Source organism: Chlorobiota bacterium (assembly GCA_016710285.1).
Classification (GTDB): Bacteria; Bacteroidota; Ignavibacteria; order OLB7; family OLB7; genus OLB7.
This window is the reverse complement of record JADJXR010000001.1, coordinates 2,838,205-2,856,808: the sequence shown is the minus strand read 5'-3', so window position 1 is coordinate 2,856,808 and position 18,604 is coordinate 2,838,205. Positions and strand designations below refer to the sequence as shown.

Below are 18,604 nucleotides of genomic sequence, written 5' to 3'. Positions count from 1 at the left end.
CGGTTGTCGAGAATCGGTTATCGCAAGGGAGATAGAGGGAGAGAGAGAGATCGTTGCCTGGAATCGGACAATTCAGAAGCGTTTGGTCGTTGGTGAAGAAGCTCTCCCTTTCTTCTTCATGCTTTCCGTTGTTCCCCCATCAGCAACTCCACCGCAAATCGGTCGGCAAAGGGATAGCCTTTTGGGGTCATGCTCAGCAAGTGTTCGGAAAGGGTTGCGTAGCCTTCGGCGGTCAGCATTGCAACGGTGTTCGGCGCGTATTCGGCAAGGTCGCAACCGGCGGCCTGGCGGAAATCAGCGCGGTTCACCCCCCGGCTCCGAAGCCCCAGCATCACCACCTCCTCCAAAACAAGCTGCGAAGATAGCAATTCACGCGACGCAACGGGCAAGGTTCCGGCCTCCACCTGCTGCAAGTAGGCCGACAGGCTTGAGACGTTTGCCCAACGCTCCTGCGGCTGTTGCTCGCGGCGCAAAAAGCTGTGTGCCGATGGTCCAAAGGAGATGTAGGTCTGCCGCTCCCAGTATCCCAAATTATGCCGGCATTCCCGCCCGGGCTTCGCGTAGTTGCTCACCTCATACTGGCCGAATCCATGCTCGGCCAGCGTCTCCATTGTCTCGGCATACATCTCGGCATCCAGGTCGTCGGGCGCGGGGGAAACGCTGCCGCTAAGACGCATTGCGTTTAGGGGTGTTCCCTCCTCAAAGATCAGCGCGTAGGCACTGATATGCTCGGTTCCCAACGCCACCCCTTCGCGCAGATTGCTGCGCCAACGCTGAGTGGTTTGGCCCGGCAGCGCGAAGATGAGGTCCAGCGAGACGTTGCCGAACACCTCCATCGCGGCGGCAATTCCGCGCCGTGCTTCGGCGGCAGTGTGGATGCGGCTAAGGAACCGCAGGTCGTCGTCGTGGAAGGATTGCACGCCAAAACTTAAGCGGTTCACCCCCAACGCTCGGTAGCCAGGAAGCCAGCCTTCGGTTAGCGCGCCCGGGTTGCATTCCATGGTGATCTCGGCATCGGGCGCAATCGCAAACCGGCGGCGCAGCGACTCCATAATCCCCCCCAATTGCTCCGGCGAAAGGAGCGATGGAGTTCCGCCGCCGAAGAAGATGGTGGAATATTCCGTTGGGGCATCCGGCACCGCTGATAGCTGATCGGCACGCAGATCTATCTCCCGCGCCAGCGCCTGCAGAAACCGCTCGCGTGGGGCAAGGTTCTCCACCGAGTAGAAGTTGCAGTAAATGCACTTCCGCTCGCAAAACGGAATATGGAGGTATAAGCCAGGCATTGGAGAACGGTATGAAGTGATGGACGATGGAGCAGAAGGAGCGGCGCGCTTGCCACGGGAAAATGAACCAGCGCGGCTATGCGCTCACGGTCATCCGTTGTTCCCGTTCCTCCCCTTTTGGAGCGGTCGGGTTAATGGATGGATCGGGAGCCGGCGGCGGCGGGGGCGGTGGGGGATCGTCGTCGGGGTCTTGGGGGCTAAGGTGGCCGCCAATATCCAGCCACAACACACGCGACAGCCGCACGGTTAAAGGAACAATCGGCAGGATACCAACCATTGCCAACAGCCCATGGATTGCCGGATGGATATCGGGAAGCACGATCATCAGAACGAACATAAGGAACACCCCAAGCGGAAGCGCGAGGACATAGCCCAGGTACATCGCCCCGGTGAAGAACCCTGGTTCGCGGTCGAACCGTGCACCGCAGTATGGGCACCGATTGTTCATCTCCATCCCATGCCGGAACACAATTCCTTTGCGGCATTTTGGGCAGCGTTGGCGCGCAATTGTTTTGATATATCCAGTCTTGTTCATCTCTGTTTTTCTCTTCCGGCTTCGTGCTTATTCCGCCACCATTACGGCTGATTCCTGCATCCCGTGCCATCGTTCCAAATCGGTTGCAGGCGCGCCACCCCGCCAAGCAGTTTGCGGCAAGGGGCAGCAACGCCCCCTGCTTCCCTTTGCCAAGAAGATACAACCACTTTTCCCCGATGCGAGAGTTTTTTTATCCAGGCCAATCGCCATGGCGAAACTTTACCCCGCGCCGCTGCGTTGGCGGCGGCACCGCGCGGTGGTTCATATCCCTTGCTACTCTCACTGTATCAAACACACCAGCAGTATGGAACAACCGTATGCAACGCCTGATCGTAACTGCAATTCTTGCCGCACACGCCATGTCCACTACACCACAACCCACCTTCGCTGCGCCACCTTCGATGTATCATATCCCCAATGGAAGCGTTCGCCATTCTGGCAACGGGATCGTAAGCGGCAGCACCGGTAAACAGTTGGATGAGTACCTAACCCGCCTTGAAGCCTACGGCATGGCCGGCTCCATCCTTGTGGCAAAGGATGGGAAGGTGATCCTGCAAAAAGGCTACGGGCTGGCCAACCGGCAAACTGGGGCAAAGATCACCGCCGAAACTCCGTTTATCCTTGCCTCGCTCAGCAAGCAGTTCACCGCTGCTGCGGTGCTGAAGTTGGCGATGTATCAGCGGCTATCCCTGCAAGACACCGTCGGAAGATTCTACCCCCTTGCCCCTCCCGAAATCCGCAAGGTGACCATCCATCAGCTTCTTTCCCACACCTCCGGGCTGCCGTACTTGGGAAGCCAACCCTTTGCCCCAATGCCGCGCGACAGCGTGATGTGGGAAGTGCTGCGGATGCGGCTTGAGTTCACGCCCGGAAGCCGCGCCCAATATTCCAGCCCCGGCTACACCCTGCTTGCAGGCATTATTGAACGCGCATCGGGGAAGACGTTCGAGGCATACCTGCGGAAAAATTTGTTCGAGCCTGCGGGAATGGCCAACACCCGGTTCCAAGGGGAACCTGGCGACTGGCCCGGCCACGACGTTCTCCACTCCTACAGCGACAACAACGACGAAGGCCCGATTGGCCAGATGATCGGTGCCGATAAAGGGGTCGGCGCGGGAACGGTGATCTCAACCACCGGCGATCTTCGGCGATGGGAGGAGGCCCTGTGGGGCGGGAAAATCCTGAACGCCGAATACCTTGCCAAACTCTTCACCCCGTATGCCAAGGAGGGGAAAGGGTTCAGCCACGCCTACGGATGGAACATCATCAAAACCATCCGCAAGACGACGGTGATAAGCCACGCCGGAGATTTTGGGGGATACAACACCGATTTTCGCCATTATGTTAATGAAGGCTACTCCATCATCTTTGCCAGCAACACCCGCGTAAAAGGTGCGGGGTTCCGGCAAGCCGTGGTGAACAATGTCAGCCTGATTCTTACTGGCGGGGCGTATGCCGAACCACCCCATGTCCTTGCCACAACCATGGCCATCCCCCAAAACATTCTTGGGACCTACCAGCTGGCAACCGGTGGGCAACTTACCCTTCAGGCAAGGGAAGAAGAGCAAGGGAAATTGCTAATTAGCGGGGAAGGTCCCGATGCCATTGAACTGCTTGCCGGCGCACCAAAAGAGGAGAGCACAGAAGCGGGGAAGCTATCCTCCGTGGCCGCCGAAATCCTTGCCGATGCCGCACAGGGGAACTTGGACCGGCTTCGCGACAACCTCCATCCCAGCCTCCCCTTTGCCCACGTCGAGCAAGGGACTCAGCAACTCTACTCCATGCTGCGCGACAGTTTGGGGGAGTACGAAGGCGCGGAGATTATCGGCACGGGGATCACTGGGCCGCAAAGCGCGCAAACCTACTGGCGGCTGAAGTTCCAACGCGGAACCACCATTGGGATGTATGGCTGGGCTGGCGGGAAGATCATCGCGCTTGATGCCGATCTGCCGGCAGCAATGCAGAAAATCTTCCTTCCAGAATCCCCCACCACCTTTGCTGCCTTCGACATCTTCACCGGCAGGATCGTTCGGGTGAGCATTGCCGAGAAGGGGGGAAAGAAAACGCTGACGGTGGAATCGGACGCTGGGACCGCCGAAGCGGTGGGGTAGGGAACGAATCCGCCGCACAACACGCAAGCAAGCGTTGCATTCCCAAGTTTTTGGGAACGCAACGCTTGCTGTTTTTACTCCATCGGCTTAGCCGCGATATCCAGGGACCACCATCCCCATGCGGTGCATCATTTGGTGCAGCTTGGGCATGGCGACGGCGCGGGCTTGCTCGGCCCCACGCGCCAACAATCGGTCCAGCTCGGCGGGGTCCTGCATGAATTGTTGATACCGCTCGCGAACCGGCGTTAGCTCGGCAATGACGGTCTCGGCCACCTTCATTTTCAAATCGCCGTAGCCCCGTGCGTTGGCGAAGTCGGACTCCACCTGCTCGGTTGTCCGCCCGGTGATTGCGCGGTAGATCGTCAGTAAGTTGTTCACGCCGGCGCGCTCGGGAGCGTCGGAGAAACGAATCTCCCCCGATGAATCGGTCACGGCCCGCTTGAACGAGCGTTCGATTTCGGCGGGATCATCCAGCAACCCAATCCCGTGGCCCCGCACGCTGCTGGCACTTTTGGACATCTTGCTGGTGGGGTCATCCAGCCCCATAATCCGCGCCCCAACCGTTGGGATCACCGGCTCGGGCAAAACAAACGTTGGCCCTTCTTGGCCATACAACCGGTTGAACCGCTCGGCGATGTTGCGGGTTAGCTCAACGTGTTGCTTCTGGTCCTCACCCACCGGAACCTGGTCGGCATCGTACAGCAAGATGTCGGCAGCTTGCAGCACCGGGTAATCAAGCAATCCGGTGGAGACGGATTCCTGTTTTGCGGACTTATCCTTGAACTGCGTCATCTTCTGCAGCCATCCCAGCGGGGTGACGCAGTTCAGCAGCCAGCAGGCTTCGGCGTGGGCGCTGACGTGGCTTTGGATAAACAGCGTGCTCCGGTCGGGATCAATTCCCGAAGCCAGATAGACCGCCGCAAGCGAACGCGTCCGCTTCCGCAAATCGTCGGGGTCCTGGTGGATCGTTACCGAGTGGAGATCAACGATGCAGAAGAAGTTAAGGCTGCCGCTTTCCTGCATCTGGACCCAGCGTTTCACCGCGCCGATGTAGTTCCCCAAGTGAGGTTCGCCCGTTGGCTGCATTCCGCTGAAAACCCGTTTTGGGCGGTTGGGATCGGCTGCCAAATTGGCAGCATTGGATAGAGGTCCGGCCACAGTCGCCGGATCTTCTTCGTGTATTTCCATGATAGTTCTATTGTTTGAATGCTTATCGTTTGAATGGGACGCTTCTTGCACCGCCACCTCCCTTTCTCTTGGCCCCCGCCGCGTTACTCTGCGGTCCCTGCGGCTGATTCCCCACGCTCCAAAGCGCGGCGCAATTGCAGGAGGTGGGATGGTTCGTGGTAGGTGGCCATCTGCAGCCAGCCCAGCCCGTTCAGCTCGCCAAAAAATGGATGGGTGAACGAAGCCGGGTCCTGCAGCAACTGGCCGCTTTCCTGGACTTCCGACAAAAGATGTTGGCGGCTTTGCCACAGCATTGCGATAAGCTCATCGCGGCTCATCTGGCCCCGCGGGGCAACGCGATCCGGCGCAATGGCGCGGCCATTATCGCGCCACTCCCCGGGCTGGACGGTGATGGTTCGCACCGTCTCCCCACGGGCAATTTTGCGGACCCACGCCAACGCCCGCGCCACCGATTCCTCCACGCGGGCAATATGCTCAAGCGTCTCGGCACCGCTCCATTCTTCGGGAAGCGGTTTTGCAAACAGTGCTGCGTCGGAAGCGGCATCGGCCAGGGCAAGAAGCTCACTGCGTGAGGCATCAAGAAGCCGCAAGCAGTTGCCAGCATCGCCAATGGCAGCAAGGGTTGGAAGGCTATTGCGAGTCATTGTTGGAATAGGTTTGTGCGAATAATATGGCTATCTCTACTTTGGCGAAAGGCTACGTTTGGTAGCAACAAAAAAAACACCGAGGAAGCCAGCACGTTGCCGGTTCGCTCGGTGTTTTTTGCATCGAAGAATGATGCCTAATGGAAGTCGGCAGAGAAGCTCCCGTTGCTGACGGTCTTGGTTGCGCCAGTGGAGTGCGTTGCGGTGAATGAGAACGTTCCTTCCACCGTAGCATCATCTAATTTCGTGACGTTGATTTGTGCCTCGGGGGCAGTATAGGCGAAATCCGCGCCAGGGCCGGCACTATAATCCGCTGTGCCAACTGTTGGTCCGGTGGTCGTGGCACTAAATGTTAAACTGATGCTGACACCATTGCCGCTGTCGCCGCTGACGATGATTGATGAGCCGCCGGATTTCCGGGCGGTGACGGTACTGCTGGTTGCGCTGAACGCGGTGCCATCAACGGTGGCGGTCAGGGTGCCATCAACGGTGGCATCGGCGGGGCTGTCTTCGCACGCGCTGAACAGCAGTGCACACGCAAACAGCGCAGGAAGCAACGCGAAAAAACGCTTCATCGGTCGGTACTCCTTTCAAGGATTGATTGGTTGTTGATCTCATCCCCCCCCCCTCGCCTTTTCCCCTATCCTCGCCTATCTATCTTTTTGATGAGTTATGCATTCCTTATCCCCCCACGTGCACGGCGGGCCGCCGTTTGGGATTGCTTTCGGCTTGGCGCAGCACCTCGTGGGTGACGGGTGCGGTGTCCCCTTCGCCAAAAGCAATATAGCGAAGCATATAGCTGAACGGGTTCCCCTCGGTCCAACCGAAATAGACATGAGGGATTTTTCCGGTTCGGTCGCGGACGTACAGCAAGAATGCTGCAATGGCGTTTGGCACCGCTGGGGCCTGGCATCGCAGCACGTAGAATTCGCCGATCTTCTTCCCCTTCACTTTAATCTTCCCGGTGAACTCCGAAGCGTCCCCGGGTATCACCTCGAAGAAGAGGATTGGGTCATCTTCGGGGATATGGTTATTGGCGCGTTTCTCCCGTTCCTTCACCCGGTACTCCTCAACATCGCCACGGTCGCGGCGGTTGGCAATAATCCGGATATCCCCTTCGCGCAGTTCTTCGATAATCCCTTTTGCGGCATCGTCCAGCTCAATCTCCTCAATGCGAAGTTCGGTGGTGCGCAACACCCGCGAAACCAGCGAGCTTAGGACGATAGCAAGGATAAACAGCGAAGCAATCTTCAACCCCTCGGGCCGTTCAATGATGTTGACGATGGTGGTGTAGCCAAACACCAACGCAATCAGCAAAAACGCCCACCGCATTTTCTCCTTCTTCCATGCCGATAGCGTCACGGCAATGGCGGCGGAACTCATCAACACCAACACCCCGGTGGCATAAGCCCCCCCTTGCGCGTCAACATCGGCATCGAAGATGATGGTGACGGCAAAGGCAATGGCGGTGTACACCAACACCAACGGGCGCGTGGCGCGTGCCCACTCGGGGGCCATGCCGTAGCGCGGAAGGTAGCGTGGCACAATGTTCAGCAACCCCGCCATTGCCGAAGCCCCAGCAAACCACAGAATGGCGATGGTGCTAACGTCATAGACGGTGCCGAACAGATCGCCAAAAAATTTATGGGCCAAGAACGCCAAGGCGCGTCCGTTCGCGGGGCCACCAGGCTTAAAGGCTTCCGGTGGGATCAGCGTTGTGGTGACGATGCTGCTGGTGAACAACATCACGCTCATAATCAACGCTGCCGACAGCAACAGCTTGTGGGTGTTGTGGATCCGCCCGGTGGGTTGTTTGTGGGTGTCGCTTGGCTCCCCTTTCACCAGTGGCATCACTGCCACGCCGGTCTCGAATCCCGAAAGCCCCAGCGCAAGTTTTGGGAATAAGATGAGCGCAACGCCAATCATCACCCAGGGATTGCCGTGAACCTCGAACAGATGGTCGGTCCAGTCGGCAAGCACTGTTGCGTGGGTGGCCACCTCGTAGATGCCGTAGCTGACAACAACCACGTTCAAGAGCAGATACCCCGTCACCAAAAAGACCGCCAGCCCAATGGCTTCCTTGAACCCTTTCAGGAACACCGCGCCAAGCAGCGTTACCAGCACCAGCGTGACAATCACCGGATGCTCAAGCCAATGCGGGGCATACGGATTTTCCAGCACGTGCGCCGTGGCATCGGCAGCCGAAAGGGTGATGGTGATGATAAAATCCGTGGCCACAAACCCCAGCAACACCAACACAAACAGCTTCCCTTTCCAACGGGCAAGCAAGTTCTCCAGCATCGAAATAGAGCCTTCGCCATGGGGGCTTGCCGAGGCAACGCGCTTGTAAATAGGGAGCGCGCCAAACAGCGTCAGCAAAATCAGGATAAGCGTAGCAACTGGGGAAAGGAATCCGGCAGCAAGGAAGGCGATGCCAGGCTGATAGCCAAGTGTGGAGAAGTAATCCACGCCGGTCAGGCACATCACTTTGTACCACGGATGCTGGTGATGCTGGCCTTCTTGTTCGTGAGGTCCCTCAACTTCCTTAATCTGCCGCTCGAAAAACCACAGCCTGAACTTGCGGTTGAATAACCGCCGCCGTGCTGATTGATGATTCATAGGTTGTGAACTCCGCAAAAAACCTTCGCTGTTATTCTGGCAGGGGACTCTTGATGGATACTCCATTTCCCCTCTTCCCCCCCTCCTCCTTTTTAGAACACCTCATCCTCCATTGCCCCGACGAAGGTGGCCGCAAACATACGGGAAAGGGGTTTGCTTCGGCAAAGGGCTTTGTTAGAAGCTGTTGGAAGCCTTAGAAGTGATCTTCCTTATCCTTGAACAGCAGATTGAACGTGGTCATCGAGCCGTAGCAGCGGGTGATGTACTGCTGGAACTCCACTTTCTCCCCATCGCTTAACCCTTCGTGGGCGTTGATTTTTTGCTCCAGCACCCGCAGCTGGTTCCGCATCATCACGATTTTGTGGAAGAAGACCTCAATCGGAAGTTCCTTTGCCTGCAGCGTGGTGTCCGCTGGGCTTAGCACCATGGTTCCGCCGTTCCAGCGGGTTCCCAGCTTGTGGACCATAGAGTCCGGCTTTTGCAATCCCAGGCTTCCCACCACGGCCTCGGCCGTTTGCCGGATGAACTGCCCCAACGGGACCTCTAAGCCTTCCACGCTTGCAATCGGTTCGGCAGGTTGCAGCGCGCTTGCCTCGGGCGAGACGGTTCGGTTGTTGCCGTCGTCGAAACGAATTTCAACGGTTTGTTCGGTTAGTCCGCGGATTGTTCCGGTTCCATAGATCGGATGCTTAACCTTCATTCCAATCCGGAGTGCGTCGCTTTTCATCTATCTTGCTCCCAAATGTTCAACAACGTTTTGATTCTTTCGGCCTCCGCTGGTGCGGGGCATATCCGCGCAGCGCAAGCCATTGAGCAGGCCTTCCACCAGCTTGGTGCGGCCCGCAGCGTGCGCCACATTGACACGCTGCAATATACCAACAAGCTCTTCCGGAACTTGTACTCGCGGGCGTATATCGAGGCAGCGAACAACGCCCCCGAAGTGCTTGGCTGGTTGTACGACCAAACCGACCGCCCATGGAAGAACGAGCGGATGCGGCTGGCGTTCGACAAGCTGAACACCGGGCGATTTATCCGCATGATGAAGCAGTATCAGCCGGAGATCGTGGTTTGCACGCACTTCCTTCCTGCGGAGATCATCTCCTGGCTGAAAGCCAAAGGGAAAATCAGCAGTAAGCAAGCGATCGTCGTCACCGATTTCGACATCCACGCGTTGTGGTTATGCCACCATTACGAGCGGTACTTCGTGGCGTTGGAAGAAACCGCCGAACACCTGCGCCGGCTGGGAATACCGGAAGGCAAAATCACCACTTCCGGAATCCCGATTGACCCCGTGTTTGCCGCCCCAAAAGATGCAACGGAGATGCGCCGCAAGCATGGCCTGGCCCAGGACCGCACCACCATTTTGGTTTCCGCCGGAGGGTTTGGCGTGGGACCGCTGGAGCACATGATTGAGTCAATCGGGACCATGCGCCACAACGCGCAAGTGGTGGTGCTGTGCGGGCGGAATGCCGAACTGAAGGACCGGCTTACGCAGCAAGCGGCGAGCCTAGTTGGCCCGCACGTTGCGGTCCACGCGCTTGGGTTCACCACGCAGGTGGATGAGCTGATGGCCGCAAGCGACCTTCTGCTTGGCAAGCCTGGGGGGCTTACCACCAGCGAAGCGTTAGCGCGCGGGCTTGGCTTCGTGATCGTAAACCCGATTCCCGGGCAGGAGGAGCGGAACTCGGACCATTTGCTGGAGCAAGGGGTGGCAATCCGCTGCAACAACCTGCCGGTGCTTGGCTGGAAGATTGACCGCCTTCTGGACAACCCCGCCCAGCTTGCCACCATGCGCCGCAACGCCCGCACACTGGGCAAACCAAACGCAGCGGAAGCGATTGTGAGGAAGCTGATGGAGGGGTGAAAAAACCGAGCCGAGGTGAGAGAAGAATTTGAGAGAAGAATTGGAGAATGATGCCGAACAAAACAGCCCTCCAACTCTGTTGGAAAGATTGCGAGTGAACAGCCACAACAGGGTGATGGATGAATGCCATGGATGTGGCGCGATTCGCAGAAATCGCGCCACATCAATCAAACACAACGGCGCGAACCCTGTAAATCAGGCCAAAATCTAAATTCATGTGGCGCGATTCTCGCGAATCGCGCCACATGAACTATTTTGGTGGCGCGATTCGGACTCCTTTCCAGCAGACAATAACGATGCCGCAGCCGACACCACCATCGGATATGGATGCCCTTCTGCACGCCATATCCCGCTTCCCCAATGGGGCCTCGATGGAGGAGCTTCTATCATTGCCCCAATTTGCTTTTTCCCGGCGCACGTTGCAGCGGCGGTTGCGCCAGCTGGTTCAGCAACATTTGGTGGTTGCTGACGGGCGCGCCAGGGCCATCCGCTACCGCCGAACCGACACCCCCTTCCAGCCAAGCCAAGCACCCGCCACCGATGCCGACATGGAGGGGCAAGCCGAGGAGGTTATCCGGCTTTCACCTGCCGGAAAAAAAATCCAGAAGTATGTTCGCCAGCCGATTCAGCAACGGAAGCCCGTTGGCTACAATCATCGCTTCCTTGATGCCTACCGCCCGAACGAAACGTTTTACTTGCCGGCGGATACTCGCCAACATCTGATGAACGTTGGCCGCCCGTTGGAGGAACATCTTCCGGCCGGGACCTATCTCCGCCAGATTTTCCACCGCGTGCTCATTGATCTAACCTGGAACTCTAGTCGGCTTGAGGGGAACACCTACTCCTTGCTGGATACGCAGCGGTTGCTTGCGGGCGACAGCAGCATTGCCGGAGGGAAGGATGCGCAGGAAACCCAGATGATCCTGAACCACAAGGCGGCCATTGAGCTTCTGGTGGAACAGGCCGATGAGATCGGCTTTAATCGCTACACCATCTGCAACCTCCATGCGTTGCTTTCCGACAACTTGCTGGCCGACCCAATGGCGTGCGGGCGGATTCGTGCGCGTTCGGTGGGCATTGCAAACTCAGCATTCCTTCCATTAGAAGGTCCGCAGCTGATCGAGGAATGCTTCCAACAAGTTCTTGACACAGCCGAAGCGATTCTTGACCCGTTTGAGCAAGCCTTTTTTGCGATGGTTCACCTTCCCTACTTGCAGCCGTTCGAGGATGTGAACAAGCGGGTCTCGCGGCTGTCGGCAAACATCCCCCTTATCCGCCGCAACTTGTGTCCGCTATCGTTTGTGGGGGTGCCGGTGCAAACGTACATCTGCGGCCTGCTAGGGGTTTACGAATTGAACAGCGTGGATCTGCTACGCGATCTTTTTGTGTGGGCATATCAGCGGTCTAGCCAGCGGTACACAGCGGTGCGGCAATCGCTTGGCCAGCCGGATGAGTTCAAGGTGCGCTATCGCGAACTGCTGATTGCCACAGTTGGTGCGATTGTCAAAAACAAACTTGGCAGGAAAGAGGCGGATCTTTCTATCAGAGAATCGGCACTTCGGAGCGTGCCGGAACTGGACCGGCTGCGTTTTGCTGAAGTTGTGCATCGCGAACTCCACTCGCTGCACGCGGGGAACATTGCCCGCTACCGCTTGCGGCCATCGGAGTACGAAGCCTGGCGGGAGATTTGGGAGTGATTCATGGAGCCAGGAAAGCAGCTTCAATACTCCTTCAGCAGGCGGCTCGCAATCAGTTCATCCATCCATCCATCTATCAATCAATCAATCAATCATCGTCACATCCCGCTCAATTCGGAAGCGGAGGATTTTTTCGTTGTCGTAGCCGTGGAATGTCTTGGCGGTCTCGATGTTCTTCCGCCAGTTGGTGCGGTCGCCAAGTTTCAGGTAGCACTCGGCAATGTGAAGGAAGCTGAACGGCGCAACCCACGTCTCGGGATGCTTCCCAATCGCAACCGCGCTCCGGTAGGATTCCATCGCTTTTGCGTACTGCTTCTCCCCTTGCAACCCCAGGCCAATGGCGTAGTGGGCCTGCGCTTTTTGCGCCGGGGTTGCGTCGCGGCGGGCAAGCAGCGCGCTGGCCGTGGCAATGGCTCCATCAAAATTGCTTGCGGCAGCGTTGTTCAGTGCTTTGATTGCTTCCTTGTCGTTTGGGGTCAGCGGCGTGGCCATTAACATCTTTGCCCGGCGGTGCGCCACGATGTCCTCCGGCGCGCCGTAGTTTGGGCTTTGCAACGCCCGTTTGTACGCCTCCACCGCATCCTTCCGCCCCCCTTCCAGCTCCAAGCAGACACCTAACAGATACCAGCCGTAGGCCTTTAGCATCTTCTCATCGCTGCGGCGGAGGAATTTTTGCAGGTAGGTTTTTGCGCGTGCAAAATTGTTTTGGGCAAAGAACGCCATGCCGCAGCGGGCGTAGCTGAAATCGGTGATGCTGCGGAAATCGCTGTTCCCCAGCTGCGCCACTTTGTCCAGATAAACCACCGCTTTTTCCGGCTGGTTTTGGTCAAGGTAGGTGCTGCCCAGCGCGTAGAAAATGGCGACGTTCTTCGGGTACTTCCGCGCCATTTCGCTTAGCACTGCTTCGCCAGCTTTGAAGTTGTCGCGGTAGTAGATGTTCAGCAACGCCAGCACCAGCTTGGCATCGTTGCGGAAGTAGAATCCGCGTGCGGCGGCGTTTTCAATCTCGCGCAATCCCAACTGCGCATCCCCTTTCACCCCGCCCAGCCCCGCCAACACCCCCGCGGCTTTCGGGACCGAGCCAACGATGAAGTGAAAGATTCCCAACCCAAGCTGCGCATCGGCCAGCTTCGGGTCCGCCTTCACGACTTCGTTCAGATGGTCGTAGCAGGTTTTGGCCGAGAGTGCTGCCGACATCGCGTTTTCGGCGCGGGCGTTGGCAATGGCACGGTAGCCGTAGGTCATCCCCAAAAACATCCGCGCACGTTGGTCGCGGGGGTTGGTGCTTAGCCGCGCTTCGGCAACCTTAATCACCCGGTCGCTGGCATTGAAATACAGCACCGACTGCACCTGCTGCCGCGCAAACAAGTAGCTCCATAAATGGACGTTCGCACGGTAGAAATGCCCGCGAGGGTCCTTCGGGTCCAGCCGAATTGCTTGGTCGAAACTTGCGGCGGCGGCATCGAACTGCACGTTGTACAGCTGGTCCATTCCCTGCTGAACCAGGCGGTCAATCTCATCGGCAGATGCCGCCAACGGCATTGCTGCAAACAGCAGGAGAAGCAGAGGTAAAAAGCGGAGGTTCATGGTTATGGGTTGTTTAGGAAGGGATCGGCTGCCTGCGGAATCTGTTTTCACCACCTTGATGTGAGGAAGGTGACCACTGGCTCCAATCCCCCGGCCACCGACGAACGTTGCCCCGTTCTGATGCGGGCCGGCGTGTAAGAGTCGGTAAGATACGCCGCCCCCTTCCGCTTGCTCCCCAGATGCCGAACCGTTGGCGCGGCTTGCTCACGCTTCCGAACCTTGCCGGAACAGGGCCACATGGTATTTTCGCCCCCCATGAATTTAGACTCCTTTTCCCTGCTGATGAACCGGCTGCAGCCGGCAAACACCGATATCCACATCGCCGAGATGAGCGATGCTGAGATGAGCGACCTTTCCGCCGAGCAGGCGCAAGAACTGGTGGCGCGATTTGGCAGCAACACCTTGATCCGCCTTCCCCAACGGGAGCAGCAATTCTTTGAATGGCTGCGCCAAAACGATCCCCCCGTTTGGAACGATTTATGGGGCGATGATGAGGACCCCTACGTTGTTAGCCTTGGCTACCTTAACGACCTTCTTCCCAAACGCCGGGGGTTCCTGATTTGCGACCTTGTTGAGCAGCAGAACCTCATCTTCAGCGAGCAAAGCATCACCCCCGATGAAGGGAAGCTGATGCTGAACGCCGCGCTGGACGTTGTTGCCGCAAAAGGGCGGCTGACGATGGACCAAGCCTTTATGGTGGAGCTGTGGCGCGCACCGATTGACATCTGGCGGTTCACCTACATGTACGGTGTTTCGCTGGACGAGGCCAAGCGCATGGTCCTGTGGCTGATTAGCGAAGGCGCGCTGCTGCTGGCCGCCCCAGCTGGCGGCACCGATTCCGAAATGGAGATGCACGGAAGCAGCGCGGACGGCCAATCCGAAGATCACCACGGCGATGACCAGGAGGATTATCCCGAGGCCAACATGGAGGAAGAGGAGTGACCGAACAGAGCCAAGAAAAAACGGGGCAGCCAATCGTTCTGAAGTTTGGCGGGACCTCCGTGAAGGATGCCCAAGCAATGCGCCGCGTGGTGGCGATTGTTGAACGGGAGCGGGGCAACCATCCGGTGGTTGTCACCTCCGCTTGCGCCGGTGTCACCGATCTGCTTCTTGCCACCGCCCAAAGCTGCGGGGCTGGCGATTTGCACGGCGCGTTGCAGCGGGTCCACCAGCTTCGCCAGCGGCACTTGGAGATTTTGCACGACCTGGGATTGCCCGCCGAACATTCCTGCAAAACCGTGCTGACCACACTGCTTGATGAAGTCGAACAGCTTGCTCGCGGCGTGGTGCTGCTGGGGGAATTAACCCCGCGCACGTTGGACGCGTTTGCCAGCTACGGCGAGCGGCTTTCCAGCCAGTTGCTTGGCGATGCGTTCCGCGCCGCAGGGTGGCACACGGCGGTTGCCGACAGCCGCCAGTTCATCATCACCGATGCCAACTTCGTCAATGCCCGCCCGCTGATGCCGCAGATTGATGCTGCGGTTGCAAAGCGATTGGTGCCACTGATCCAGAGCCACGATGTTGTGGTGGCGCAAGGGTTCGTTGGCGCAACGTTGGACGGGGTCACCACCACGATTGGCCGCGGGGGATCGGACCACACCGGCGCGCTGGTTGGGGCGGCGTTGCACGCCACCGAAATTCAAATCTGGACCGACGTTAGCGGAATCCTGACGGCGGACCCGCGGGCGGTTCCGCAAGCCCAGGTTGTTCCGCACGTCACCTTCACCGAAGCGCGTGAGCTGGCGTGGTTCGGCGCAAAAGTGATCCACCCAGACACCATCGTCCCGGCGGTGGAGCGGGCGATTCCGGTGGTGATTAAAAACTCCATCCGTCCCGACGATGCTGGCACACGCATCCTTCCCGACGGCTCGCCAATTTCCCCGGGCATCCACTCCATCACCATGAAACGGGGAATGCTTTCGGTGATGGTTGGTCCGCGGGACCCGCGCGCAACATCGCTTGGGTTCCAGAAAGCGTTGGGGGTGTTCGCGGCGCACGGGCTGCCGATTCAGTGCGCCGCAATCGCCGAAGCACGCGCAATCATCACGGTGGAAGCGGCGGGGTTCAACGACCTTATCCTTGCCGGGCTGGAAGCCAACTACGTGGTGGAGCTGATGCCAGAAATGGCGGTGATTTGCATGATCGGCGCGGGGCTGCGGAACCAGCCAGGGGCGTTGGGCCGGCCACTTGCCGCGCTTGGGGAAATCCCCATCGGCTTTGTGGTTGCTGGCTCAAGCGACCACATCATCCTGCTTGGCGTTGCCGAACATCACGCCGCCGAAGCCTTGCAGAAAACGCACCACGTGTTGTTTGAGCAATCCCGAAACAAGTAACCGCTGCGCACGTCCCCCGGGCAACCATTCGCCCGGCAACGCGGGGCCGCAATCGGCAACAAGAATATCAACCAAACCAACAACCACACGGAGACCACGGCAATGACCAACCAACTGATGCAAGCAATGCAGCAGATGCAAGAAGTCCAGCGGAAGATGGACGAAGCGCAATCGAAATTTCACGAGCTGCTGATGACCGAAGAAGCCGGCGGCGGTGCGGTCCGCGCCACCGCAAACGGGCATGGCGAGCTTACCAAGCTGGTGCTTGATCCATCGCTGCTGCAACCAAGCGATAAGGAGGCATTGGAAGATTTAATCATCATTGCCGTGAACCGCGCAACGCTGGCCGCAAAGGAAGCTGCCGCGCAGAAATTGGAAGAAGCCACCGGTGGGTTTATGCCAGATATTTCTGGATTGATGGGGCAATAACCAACGCTGAACGCTCCGCATGAACCACCACCAACGCTTGCTTGCGCCGCTGCGCCACCGCGCCATTATCGGCATGGTCCATCTTCTGCCAATGCCGGGCACGCCACGGTTTGGCGGCTCGGTCCAACAGGTTATTGACCACGCGCTGGCCGATGCCACGGCACTTCGCGATGGAGGGATAGATGCGATTATGGTGGAGAACTACGGCGACATCCCTTTCCGCAAATCGGGGCTTGCGCCGCACACCATCGCGCTGATGGCGTTGATCGCTGCCGAGATCAAACGGATGACCCAGCTTCCGTTGGGGGTCAACGCCTTGCGGAACGATCCGCTGGCCGCCCTGGGAATTGCCGCAGCGTGCGGCGGCGCAATGATTCGCGTAAACGTCCACACCGCCGCGATGGTGACGGACCAGGGAATCATTGAAGGGAATGCACGGGAGACCATGGACTACCGGACCTTGCTTGGGGCCAACGTGAAAGTCCTTGCCGACGTAAGCGTGAAGCACGCGCTCCCCCTGGTCCCGTTTCCCATCGAGGAGCTTGCCGCCGACGCAGCCGAGCGGGGCCTTGCCGACGCGCTGATCGTCACCGGAAGCCGCACCGGAGCCGGGGTGGCGATTGAAGAACTTCGCCGTGCACGCGCCGCCACCCACGCCCCGGTGTTTGCCGGAAGCGGCGTAACCAGCGCAACCGTCCGCGACATCCTTGCCGAATGCGACGGAGCGATTGTTGGAAGCTGGCTGAAACGGGACGCAGACGTTGCCGCGCCGGTGGACCCCACACGGGTTGAGCAATTGATGGAAATAGCAAGGGCCGAGTGAGAGAGAGCGGGCATGAGGCGGAAGGCAAGGGAAATCGGCCCCCCCTAACTTGGCAGTAACGCAGTTGTGGCCGGCGCGTACTTGTTCGCTACTATGACCACCACGCATCCCATACGAACCGAAATCCGCACCATGCTTGCGCTGGCGCTGCCGGTGATCTTGGACCACATCGGCGGCATGAGCATGGGCATTGCCGACACGATCCTTGTGGGGAAACTTGGCCAGGAGGCGTTGGCCGCGGTGGGGATCACCAACTCACTCTACTACTTCTTCATGGTGTTCGCCTACGGCGCGCTGACGGCGATTGCCCCAACCGTTGCCCACGCACACGGCGCGGGGAATCACGACGAAATCGGCGAAGCAACCGGGCAAGGGTTTTGGATTGTTGCCGGGCTGTGGGTGGTGGGGATGGTGGCGATGTGGAATGCCGGGCCAATCCTGTTGATGCTGAAGCAAAAGCCTTCCGTGGTTGCGCTGGCCGAGCAATATATCCGGGCGTTAAGCATCGGGATGATTGCCAACTTAATCTACGCCAACCTTCGCGCCTTCACCGTTGGCTTGGGGAAGCCACGTGTGACGATGACGCTTTCCTTCATCGGCGCAGCAATCAATATCCCGCTGGCATACCTTCTGATTTTTGGCGGGCTTGGTATCCCACCATTGGGGGTGATGGGGGCGGGGATTGCAACCGCAGCCGTGAATTTCATCATGCTTGCAATCCTCCTTTACTACCTTCTCCGGACCGAAGAATTCCGGCAATATCACTTCCTGAAAAAAGCCCGCCGCCCCAACGTTGGGCGGATTATGAACCTGCTGAAACTTGGTGTCCCAATCGGCATGGGGAACAGCATGGAGCAAGGGGTGTTTGGGCTAACCTCCATTGTGATGGGGATGATTAGCACCGTGGCGGTGGCCTCGCACCAAATCGCCATTAGCGTTGCGGCGTTTACGTTTATGACACCGTTGGGCGTTGCCACCGCAACCACCACCCGAGTGGGCAACGCCATGGGCCGCCGCGACCCCAACGCCGCCGCGCTGGCCGGCTGGGTTGGCGTGGGAATTGGCGGAGCGTTCATGTGCCTTACCGGGTTGATCTTTGTGATCTTTTCCGGGCAGATTGTGATGCTGTACACCACCGACCAGGCCGTGGTGGAGTACGCCGGCGGGCTGCTGGCGATTGCCGGAGCGTTCCAGCTTTCCGATGGATTGCAAGTTACCGCAATGGGCGCGCTGCGGGGGATGAAGGATACCACCGTCCCAATGGTCACAAACCTTGTGGCCTACTGGCTTCTTGGGCTTCCAACCGGCCTTCTCTTCTGCTTCGTTCTCGAGATGGGCGGCTACGGCCTGTGGTGGGGCCTGACGATTGGGCTAAGCATTGCGGCGGTCCTCCATTCCCTCCGGTTCCGCACGCTTGTCCGCAAACGCCCCGATGCCAGCATGGGCGAAAGCAGCCTTGCATAAACCACGATTGCCGCAACGCTTGCC

At 58.5% G+C, this 18,604-nt stretch carries 17 protein-coding genes; 8 read left to right on the top strand and 9 right to left on the bottom strand.

The genetic code is table 11. From position 1 onward, the window contains the following. Positions 1-116: 116 nt before the first annotated feature. Positions 117-1,286, bottom strand: coding sequence for a radical SAM family heme chaperone HemW (gene hemW / locus IPM61_10460; protein ID MBK8911738.1), 1,170 nt, complete (start codon positions 1,284-1,286; stop codon positions 117-119). A gap of 76 nt (positions 1,287-1,362) precedes the next feature. Beyond that, the gene (locus IPM61_10455; protein MBK8911737.1) at positions 1,363-1,821 is read right to left on the bottom strand and encodes a DUF983 domain-containing protein; all 459 of its coding nucleotides are present in this window, start codon (positions 1,819-1,821) and stop codon (positions 1,363-1,365) included. A 317-nt stretch (positions 1,822-2,138) separates the two neighbouring features. Between IPM61_10455 and IPM61_10450 the strand changes: the two genes are divergently transcribed. Next, entirely contained in the window at positions 2,139-3,932 is a 1,794-nt protein-coding gene (locus tag IPM61_10450; GenBank protein MBK8911736.1) for a beta-lactamase family protein, read from the top strand. 87 nt (positions 3,933-4,019) lie between these two features. Here the strand turns inward: IPM61_10450 and trpS are convergent, their stop codons facing one another. The 5 genes from trpS to IPM61_10425 all read right to left on the bottom strand — a co-directional run bounded on the left by trpS (position 4,020) and on the right by IPM61_10425 (position 9,110). Beyond that, positions 4,020-5,120, bottom strand: coding sequence for a tryptophan--tRNA ligase (gene trpS, locus IPM61_10445; protein ID MBK8911735.1), 1,101 nt, complete (start codon positions 5,118-5,120; stop codon positions 4,020-4,022). An 83-nt stretch (positions 5,121-5,203) separates the two neighbouring features. Beyond that, complete coding sequence (locus IPM61_10440) at positions 5,204-5,764, bottom strand: DinB family protein (GenBank protein MBK8911734.1); 561 nt, start codon at positions 5,762-5,764, stop codon at positions 5,204-5,206. A 137-nt stretch (positions 5,765-5,901) separates the two neighbouring features. Beyond that, a complete protein-coding gene (locus tag IPM61_10435) occupies positions 5,902-6,339 on the bottom strand; it encodes a hypothetical protein (protein MBK8911733.1) in 438 nt (145 codons plus the stop codon). 106 nt (positions 6,340-6,445) lie between these two features. Further along, a complete protein-coding gene (locus IPM61_10430; protein ID MBK8911732.1) occupies positions 6,446-8,248 on the bottom strand; it encodes an amino acid transporter in 1,803 nt (600 codons plus the stop codon). 328 nt (positions 8,249-8,576) lie between these two features. Beyond that, entirely contained in the window at positions 8,577-9,110 is a 534-nt protein-coding gene (locus tag IPM61_10425; GenBank protein MBK8911731.1) for a hypothetical protein, read from the bottom strand. A gap of 15 nt (positions 9,111-9,125) precedes the next feature. On the opposite strand from IPM61_10425, the gene IPM61_10420 reads away from it, so the two are divergent. Continuing rightward, complete coding sequence (locus tag IPM61_10420; protein ID MBK8911730.1) at positions 9,126-10,247, top strand: glycosyltransferase; 1,122 nt, start codon at positions 9,126-9,128, stop codon at positions 10,245-10,247. Positions 10,248-10,543: 296 nt separating this feature from the next. Then, positions 10,544-11,944, top strand: coding sequence for a Fic family protein (locus tag IPM61_10415; protein ID MBK8911729.1), 1,401 nt, complete (start codon positions 10,544-10,546; stop codon positions 11,942-11,944). A gap of 84 nt (positions 11,945-12,028) precedes the next feature. Here IPM61_10415 and IPM61_10410 read toward each other — a convergent pair whose 3' ends face one another. Continuing rightward, positions 12,029-13,531 carry a DUF3808 domain-containing protein gene (locus IPM61_10410; protein ID MBK8911728.1) on the bottom strand — a complete coding sequence of 501 codons (1,503 nt, stop codon included), beginning with the start codon at positions 13,529-13,531 and terminating at the stop codon, positions 12,029-12,031. Between the two features lie 47 nt (positions 13,532-13,578). Continuing rightward, positions 13,579-13,770, bottom strand: a complete 192-nt coding sequence (locus IPM61_10405; protein ID MBK8911727.1) for a hypothetical protein — start codon at positions 13,768-13,770, stop codon at positions 13,579-13,581. Between the two features lie 43 nt (positions 13,771-13,813). Here IPM61_10405 and IPM61_10400 point away from each other — a divergent pair, with 43 nt between their 5' ends. From IPM61_10400 to IPM61_10380, 5 genes are all read left to right on the top strand, one after another. Then, entirely contained in the window at positions 13,814-14,473 is a 660-nt protein-coding gene (locus IPM61_10400; GenBank protein ID MBK8911726.1) for a hypothetical protein, read from the top strand. Continuing rightward, the gene (locus tag IPM61_10395; protein ID MBK8911725.1) at positions 14,470-15,864 is read left to right on the top strand and encodes an aspartate kinase; all 1,395 of its coding nucleotides are present in this window, start codon (positions 14,470-14,472) and stop codon (positions 15,862-15,864) included. The genes IPM61_10400 and IPM61_10395 overlap by 4 nt, the downstream gene beginning before the upstream one ends. A 102-nt stretch (positions 15,865-15,966) precedes the next feature. Continuing rightward, entirely contained in the window at positions 15,967-16,293 is a 327-nt protein-coding gene (locus IPM61_10390; protein ID MBK8911724.1) for a YbaB/EbfC family nucleoid-associated protein, read from the top strand. Positions 16,294-16,312: 19 nt separating this feature from the next. Beyond that, complete coding sequence (locus tag IPM61_10385; protein ID MBK8911723.1) at positions 16,313-17,116, top strand: BtpA/SgcQ family protein; 804 nt, start codon at positions 16,313-16,315, stop codon at positions 17,114-17,116. Positions 17,117-17,209: 93 nt separating this feature from the next. Further along, positions 17,210-18,580, top strand: a complete 1,371-nt coding sequence (locus IPM61_10380; GenBank protein ID MBK8911722.1) for an MATE family efflux transporter — start codon at positions 17,210-17,212, stop codon at positions 18,578-18,580. Positions 18,581-18,604: the final 24 nt, after the last annotated feature.

Bases quoted from the DNA above. Each gene is read 5' to 3' on its own strand.
- hemW (MBK8911738.1), bottom strand. From the start codon at position 1,286: ATGCCTGGCTTATACCTCCATATTCCGTTTTGCGAGCGGAAGTGCATT.
- IPM61_10455 (MBK8911737.1), bottom strand. From the start codon at position 1,821: ATGAACAAGACTGGATATATCAAAACAATTGCGCGCCAACGCTGCCCA.
- IPM61_10450 (MBK8911736.1), top strand. From the start codon at position 2,139: ATGCAACGCCTGATCGTAACTGCAATTCTTGCCGCACACGCCATGTCC.
- trpS (MBK8911735.1), bottom strand. From the start codon at position 5,120: ATGGAAATACACGAAGAAGATCCGGCGACTGTGGCCGGACCTCTATCC.
- IPM61_10440 (MBK8911734.1), bottom strand. From the start codon at position 5,764: ATGACTCGCAATAGCCTTCCAACCCTTGCTGCCATTGGCGATGCTGGC.
- IPM61_10435 (MBK8911733.1), bottom strand. From the start codon at position 6,339: ATGAAGCGTTTTTTCGCGTTGCTTCCTGCGCTGTTTGCGTGTGCACTG.
- IPM61_10430 (MBK8911732.1), bottom strand. From the start codon at position 8,248: ATGTGCCTGACCGGCGTGGATTACTTCTCCACACTTGGCTATCAGCCT.
- IPM61_10425 (MBK8911731.1), bottom strand. From the start codon at position 9,110: ATGAAAAGCGACGCACTCCGGATTGGAATGAAGGTTAAGCATCCGATC.
- IPM61_10420 (MBK8911730.1), top strand. From the start codon at position 9,126: ATGTTCAACAACGTTTTGATTCTTTCGGCCTCCGCTGGTGCGGGGCAT.
- IPM61_10415 (MBK8911729.1), top strand. From the start codon at position 10,544: ATGCCGCAGCCGACACCACCATCGGATATGGATGCCCTTCTGCACGCC.
- IPM61_10410 (MBK8911728.1), bottom strand. From the start codon at position 13,531: ATGAACCTCCGCTTTTTACCTCTGCTTCTCCTGCTGTTTGCAGCAATG.
- IPM61_10405 (MBK8911727.1), bottom strand. From the start codon at position 13,770: ATGTGGCCCTGTTCCGGCAAGGTTCGGAAGCGTGAGCAAGCCGCGCCA.
- IPM61_10400 (MBK8911726.1), top strand. From the start codon at position 13,814: ATGAACCGGCTGCAGCCGGCAAACACCGATATCCACATCGCCGAGATG.
- IPM61_10390 (MBK8911724.1), top strand. From the start codon at position 15,967: ATGACCAACCAACTGATGCAAGCAATGCAGCAGATGCAAGAAGTCCAG.
- IPM61_10385 (MBK8911723.1), top strand. From the start codon at position 16,313: ATGAACCACCACCAACGCTTGCTTGCGCCGCTGCGCCACCGCGCCATT.
- IPM61_10380 (MBK8911722.1), top strand. From the start codon at position 17,210: ATGACCACCACGCATCCCATACGAACCGAAATCCGCACCATGCTTGCG.